Annotated in this window: 6 protein-coding genes; all 6 read right to left on the bottom strand. The window is 37.0% G+C overall.

Going from position 1 to position 6404, the window contains the following annotated elements:
- Positions 1–2675: immunoglobulin-like domain-containing protein (locus tag HCJ45_RS14680; RefSeq protein WP_187125286.1), on the bottom strand; the 2675-nt coding region annotated here is incomplete at its 3' end.
- 165 nt (positions 2676–2840) lie between these two features.
- Complete coding sequence (locus HCJ45_RS14685) at positions 2841–3470, bottom strand: Crp/Fnr family transcriptional regulator (RefSeq protein ID WP_185398433.1); 630 nt, start codon at positions 3468–3470, stop codon at positions 2841–2843.
- A 212-nt stretch (positions 3471–3682) separates the two neighbouring features.
- Positions 3683–4474, bottom strand: coding sequence for a class A sortase (locus HCJ45_RS14690; RefSeq protein ID WP_185395781.1), 792 nt, complete (start codon positions 4472–4474; stop codon positions 3683–3685).
- 27 nt (positions 4475–4501) lie between these two features.
- Entirely contained in the window at positions 4502–5026 is a 525-nt protein-coding gene (locus HCJ45_RS14695) for a DUF4352 domain-containing protein (RefSeq protein ID WP_185395782.1), read from the bottom strand.
- Positions 5010–5249, bottom strand: a complete 240-nt coding sequence (locus tag HCJ45_RS14700) for an FmdB family zinc ribbon protein (RefSeq protein WP_185395783.1) — start codon at positions 5247–5249, stop codon at positions 5010–5012. The genes HCJ45_RS14695 and HCJ45_RS14700 overlap by 17 nt, the downstream gene beginning before the upstream one ends.
- Positions 5250–5345: 96 nt before the next feature.
- Positions 5346–6404: isopeptide-forming domain-containing fimbrial protein (locus HCJ45_RS14705; RefSeq protein WP_185395784.1), on the bottom strand; the 1059-nt coding region annotated here is incomplete at its 5' end.

The raw sequence follows: 6404 nt of genomic DNA on the forward strand, positions 1-6404 counted from the left end.
GCTTCCGTCACAATGACAGTTCGGGTAAAGGTTGCTTTATTACCGTCACTGTCGGTTACTTCATACGTCACTTCATAACTGCCTGGTTTCGATGTATCTACAGTATTGTTTGTTATTTTTACTGTGCTTGTGATGTCCCCATCTTCTTTATCCGTTGCCTGAATCGTACTCATTGGGTCAAAATCTGCATTTGGATTTAATCGTGTTTCACTATCTCCTGTGATGATTGGCGCTTCCGTCACAATGACAGTTCGGGTAAAGGTTGCTTTATTACCGTCACTGTCGGTTACTTCATACGTCACTTCATAACTACCTGGTTTCGATGTATCTACAGTGTTGTTTGTTATTTTTACTGCGCTTGTAACATCCCCGTCTTCTTTATCTGTTGCCTGAATCGTACTCATTGGATCGAAGTCTGCATTTGGATTTAAGACTGTTTCACTTTCACCAGTGATGATTGGTGCCTCTGTCACAATAACAGTACGGGTGAAAGTAGATTTATTGCCATCACTGTCGGTTACTTCATACGTCACTTCGTAGGTACCAGGTTTCGATGTATCTACAGTATTGTTTGTTATTTTTACTGTGCTTGTGATGTCGCCGTCTTCTTTATCCGTTGCTTGAATCGTACTCATGGGGTCAAAAGTAGTGCCGGGACTTAGATACGTTTCACTCTCACCGGAAATTTGGGGTGGCTCTGTTATAGTAACCGTACGGGTAAAAGTGGATTTATTCCCATCACTGTCGGTTACTTCATACGTCACTTCGTAGCTTCCCGGTTTCGATGTATCAATAGGGTCACTAGTGACTTGAATATCTTTGGTGATGTCACCATCTTCTTTATCTGTTGCGGCCATGGTACTCATTGGATCAAACGTAGCATTCGGATTTAAAATAGTTTCGCTATCACCAGTAATGGTTGGAGCTTCGGTGACGATAATTGTACGTGTAAAGGTAGCTTTATTGCCATCGCTGTCGGTTACTTCATACGTCACTTCATAGCTTCCCGGTTTTGATGTATCAACCGGATTATCTACCACTTTAATATTTCCTGTAATATCACCGTCTTCTTTGTCTGTTGCTGTCATGGTACTCGTTGGATCAAAGGTGCTGTTTGGATTAATAGCCGTTTGTGTATCACCTGAAATCGTTGGTGCCTCGGTTACAATGACGCTACGTGTAAATGTCGTTTTGTTTCCGTCGCTATCGGTGACTTCATAAACAACCTCATAGCTCCCCGGTGTACTAATATCTACATTATTACTAATAATTTTCACTTGATCAGTTAAATCGCCATCTTCTTTGTCTGTTGCTTGAATCGTGCTCATTGGGTCATCGAACGTTTCATTTGGATTTAATCGTGTTTCCGTATCGCCAGTAATGATAGGAGCTTCCGTCACGACTACCGTACGAGTGAACGTCGCTTTATTGCCATCACTGTCGGTCACTTCATAGGTTACTGTGTAAGTACCTGGTTTCGACGTATCAACAGGATTATCTATCACTTGAATGTTGCTAGTAATATCACCGTCTTCTTTATCCGTCGCGGTCATGGTACTTGTTGGATCAAAGGTGTCTCCCGGTTGAAGTGTGGTTGTCGTATCTCCTGCGATTGTTGGCATTTCATTACTAGTGATTTCTACCGAAGTGTCTGTTGCTTCTGCGGTAGTAATTTCCTCATCAAAATTTTCATCATTGTAGGTAACATTTGTGTCCGGAGTAGCCGCACTTGTCTCGGCTTGCCCAGTTAAAGGGATGGTAATATGAACAGATGCATCTTTTTTTATACTGTCCGTAGTAAAGGTCAGTGTCCGAGTTGCTTCATCATAGTTTTCTTCCGTAATAGTTGTATCACTAGAAGAAAGTGTTCCTGGGGTATAAGTCAATTCGCTTGGTATTTGTACAGAAAAGTGGTTATTTGCAGCAGACATTCCACCAGAGTTCACTGCTTGAATTTCGTAATCCACTTGGTTCCTTACTTGAATACTAGGTTCTGAAAAATTTCCGTCCACTGTTAGTATAGAACCTGTCGCAAATTGAACATTATCTAAATAATTTCCCACGCTTTTATACCCTCCAGCGCTACTCACTGCTCTAAATTGAAATCGAGTAGTCGTTTGTCCTTCTGGGATAGTATAGGTTCCTTTATAAATCCCCCACTGTGTATTACCATCCGACATTCTTGCTTGCTGCACTAATGTTCCTCCAGGAGATCCAAATTCAACTAAAGCCACATCTGTGCCATTTCTGCCTCTATGGTAAACTTGCCAATGGACTTTAACTCCTGGAGTAGTTGGGATATCCTGATATAGAGCTGCAACTTGTTCATTGTTCAATTCAACATATTGTCTACCACTTACTGCTAAAGAACCACCGAACATTTGAATAGAACCAGTAGTATCTGTCGTTTCCCAACCTGGAACATCTGCTGCATCAGGCTGTGCATAACCATCGGCCCCCAAATCTTCTTCTGTTAAATAAGGCTCTTCAAAATCTCCATTCACTAAAGAAATAACCGGATAATCCGCTTGAACATTACTTGCCACCGTATTTGTTGCCGCATTTACTTTTTCCATAGATGTATTTATATTTACTGGAGATATTACAAGGCCCGTTACAAGAACTGCCATGGATGTAACTCGAATGCTTTTTTTTACCTTTGTTTTTTTGCTCATTCGTTTTAGCTCCTTTTCCCTCGTTTACTTAAATTAAGGATACTTGTTTTGCTAACCTTAATCATGTGATAATTACACACTTTTTCGTAATATATATGACAAAACCTAGACTAACTACCTGATCCAAATTCATTGAATGGACAGTTAAACTAAAACTAGTATCTATTAGTCTACATTTTTTACAAATAAGCCTTCTTTTCTTTTTTCTAATAATTGCTTACTAATTAATACAGGCAATATTTTAGTAAAATCTTTGCAAGATACACCTACATAATTAGCTATTTTCTCGTTGTCCATATAGAATGGAATGCGTTGGAAACCTTCTGTTTTCTCCATTCTTAATTTTTTGCAAAGATACTGCAATGCGTGTACAATACGTTCCTTTGTTGGATAATCATATTTAATGATTTCATTATATAAATTTTTATTATTTCTTTCTGTTGCATCTAAAAACCACTTCATATAGGCCGGATTATTGGTCGCAAAGTTAAGAAAATATTCTCTATTAATATAAACGAGGGACGTCTTCTCATCACATATGAAACTTAATTTTTTGCTTGCTGTGACTCCAAAGACTTGTTGATTTATCACATCTCCATCAGAAAAGAAGTTAAGAATCTGATGGTTTTTATTTTCCACATGCAATACACCTTCTTTTACGAAAACAAATTCATATAAAAATTGATACTGGTTAATAACTTCATTTTCGGATATTTCTTCCATCCGTATCCAGTAGTCCTCCAGTTTGTATTTATTTAAGTCTACAATCATCTCATCAACTTTTTTATCAGACATTTTGGCATCCTCCTTCTGTTATTATCTATTTCTACTTTCATTATTAAGATAAAATGAATAAGGGATATTTTTCTAGCTTTCACCCTAAATATATTTTAAGAAAAGACAAAAAACCACTAATAAGTTGACTCTCTCTAACTATTTAAAACATTTAGATTACTATATATTCTCTTTGCATATTATGAAATACTAAGTGTTATTTCCGATAACACTTAGTATTTTTTACTTTTCTTCCAAATAATCATAACCAAGAGTCCCATAACAAAAATGATTCCTGCACCAATAATGATATTCCAAAAGTTAAAGAGTGGTATCGTTTTCTCCGAGAATACTACTTCGCTTTTACTTGCTTGTGTTAGTAATTGTTTTTGAACTAGTTCCGCAGTTACGATTAACCTATTGGTGGTAGTAGTTGGTTTATCACAGGTAATAAGTGTAAGTGTAGGTTTGTTGGTTTGTTTTAAAACGCTTGTATCTGTTTCTGGAACTACTTTTACTGTCACAATTTGGTAGGTATATTGGTAAGTTGCGTTTTGAAGATATATTTTCTCCCCTTTTTTTGCGTTCATAAGTGGACCGAAAAAGGCTTTTTCTCGGTGAATATGATGAGCAGCTAGACTATAGTTACCTTCTCCCATTTTCCGATTACTAATTACAGGTGCAGCACCAACATATAAATTTTTATTTGATATCTTTTGTAATATAGGCAGTTGAATATCTAAGGATGGTATACTGATTCCACCAATAACTTCCTCTGAATAGTCATAGTTTAATGACTTGGATATATCTGTTACAGAAGGTGGCTGAATAGCTGCTAGGCCACTTATTTCTGGTGACCCAGAAATAGCTTTTTTTTCGTTATTAGCAAGCTCTTGTTTCGTGTACTGAGTTACATCATATTTAGTCGTCTGATAAGCTAGGTATTCGTTCTTCAGAAAAGGTATGCTAAGAAGAAGGAGGCTTATCCATATGAGTAAATAAAAAGTAAGACGAAATTTCATCATTATTGTAACTCCTTTATATAAAACAGATTAATTCTGTATTTTTACCATTTTTTGTTGTTCTGTCTTTGTACTAGAAATAACAAGGGAAAGATTATTAGCATCCACTGTCTTTTCTGGTACTTCAAAGACTAACTGTCCTTCTTTGCTTTCATCCTTATCTAAAGTATTTAAGAAGAAGGTTTCTTTCATTTTCCCTTTTTTGTTTAAGGCATTCGAAATCGTTGCTGATTCGGATAATGGGTATTCTTTTTTTGTTTTTGTATCGGTTAATTTAAATGTTACTAGACTAGCCGCTTGTTCTTTTTTCGTTTGATTGGTCATTTTTAAATCTAAAATGAGAAAGCTTTCTTTTGTTTTCTTTTTCCAGTCAGAAGTACCGACTTGATTCGTCTTTTTTTGGCTTAGTAATTGTACCTGCATATTATCTACTTTAGCAGTGGCCGCTTGTTCATCCGCTTCTTTTTTTGAGTTAAATGCCCAGTATCCGCCAAAAGCAAGCAGACCGACAATCACTACCACTAAAAGTAAAGACCATTTATTGCGTTTTTTCATTTCTTTTAATTCCTACTTTCTTTTTAAAGTTACGATGAAAAGTTGCACGACACTTTGGACAGCTTACTTTTTGCATCTTTTGTTGAATTGGAAAATGATACCCACACTCCGTACAATGGAACGTTATCTTCTTATTTTTTAAATAGGCTTGAATAATCGCTTCCTGTTCTTTTAATGACTTTTTTTGAATAATCGGATACGTTTCGGGGTCGTTATTTTTCAAGACCTTACTTCCTTTCTAAAAAATAGCTAGGCAAGACAATTCTTGCCTAGCTATATCTGTGTTAAGCGTTATTACATTTTTACTTATTTTTCTGCATTAAGCATTGTGACGACGTCTTCTGCGAACGGCAAATGTCAACGTAGCTACTAGTACAAGTGCTCCTGCAAACAACCAAATCATGTTGTTCGTATCACCAGTATGAGGTAAGTTCTCTGTTGGGTTATCAAGTGGTGGTGTTACAGTTGGTTTTTCTGAATAGATTGTTTTAGCTGTTTCGCCGAATGTTAGGCTTGCACTATTTGGAATACCACCATTTTTAACGAATGGAGATAATTCTTCATTGGTTGCACTATCTTTGATTTTCGTTGTAATTGTCATGGTGTAGGTATGGCCTGCTAGATAACCAAAATCACCATCTTTCTTCGCTAAATCAAACGAAACGTCATTGCCATTCATATTTACTTTCCCATTAGCAGTTACATCTTTACCATTTTCATCTACTACGGTCACTTTTTGGATCTCAAGTAGACTATTAATAGAGTCCTTAATGCTTGCTTGTTTCCATGTAGAAGTCGTGTTACCAAAGCTTGCATTCACATGCCAATCAAAGCTGTCATCACGGTTGGTTAAATCTTCATGTTGTTTGTTATTGACATCTTTATGAATCACTGGTTCTTCTGGTGGTGGCGTTACCGTTGGTATTTCAGAGTGTATTACATCTCCTGCGTTACCAAAATGTAAGTCCGCTTGGTTTGGAATGCCTCCAGAAGCGATATATGGTGCTAATTCTTCATCTGTTGCGCTATCTTTAATTTTCGATGTTACTGTCATGGTGTAGGTATGATTTGCTAGATACGTGAACGTATCGTCTTTCTTCGCTAGATCAAACGAAATATTGTTACCGTCCACCGTTAATGTTCCGTTGGCTGTCACATCTGTTCCGTTTTCATCTACTACCGTCACTTTTTGAATCTCTAATAAATCATTGATTGAGTCTGTAATACTTGCTTGATCCCATGATGTTGTCGTGTTACCAAAGCTTGCATTCACATGCCAATCAAAGCTGTCATCGCGGTTCGTTAAATCTTCATGTTGTTTGTTGTTCACATCTTTCTCAATCACTGGCTCTTCTGGTGGTGGTGTTACCGTTGGTAT

Source organism: Listeria immobilis (assembly GCF_014322845.1).
GTDB classification, from domain to species: domain Bacteria; phylum Bacillota; class Bacilli; order Lactobacillales; family Listeriaceae; genus Listeria; species Listeria immobilis.

Bases quoted from the DNA above. Each gene is read 5' to 3' on its own strand.
- HCJ45_RS14690 (WP_185395781.1), bottom strand. From the start codon at position 4,474: ATGATGAAATTTCGTCTTACTTTTTATTTACTCATATGGATAAGCCTC.
- HCJ45_RS14685 (WP_185398433.1), bottom strand. From the start codon at position 3,470: ATGTCTGATAAAAAAGTTGATGAGATGATTGTAGACTTAAATAAATAC.
- HCJ45_RS14695 (WP_185395782.1), bottom strand. From the start codon at position 5,026: ATGAAAAAACGCAATAAATGGTCTTTACTTTTAGTGGTAGTGATTGTC.